Genomic DNA, 397 nt, shown 5'->3' on the forward strand with positions numbered 1-397 from the left:
CGGCTCACCCACCACCGCCTCCAACACCCGCACAAACCGCGCCACCAACACCTCCACCGACCCACGGTCGAAGAGATCGACGCTGTACTCCACCTCACCACCGGAGAGACCGGAGAGGTGGAAGACCAGGTCGAACTTGGCGGTGCCGGTACGGGCCCGCTCCGGAGCCACAGTGAGGCCCGGCATGTCGAGACGGTCCAGCAGGGCGCGCCGCTCCTTCTCGTCGGTCCAGTTCAGGACCGTCTGGAAGAGGGGGTGCCGAGAGGCGGAACGCTCGGGGTTGAGGTCATGGACAAGTCGTTCGAAGGGGATGTCCTGGTGCGCGTAGGCGGCCAGGTCCGTCTCCCGCACCCGGGTCAGCAGCTCGCTGAAGCTGGGGTCACCGGTGAGGTCGGTG

The 397-nt window shown here is 67.5% G+C and carries 1 protein-coding gene; it reads right to left on the reverse strand.

All coding sequences use genetic code 11. The features are described from left to right. A partial coding sequence (locus IE94_RS36780) for a condensation domain-containing protein (protein ID WP_037924925.1) occupies positions 1-397 on the reverse strand: 397 nt, incomplete at both ends.

Source organism: Streptomyces violaceorubidus, from assembly GCF_000717995.1.
Lineage (GTDB): Bacteria > Actinomycetota > Actinomycetes > Streptomycetales > Streptomycetaceae > Streptomyces > Streptomyces violaceorubidus.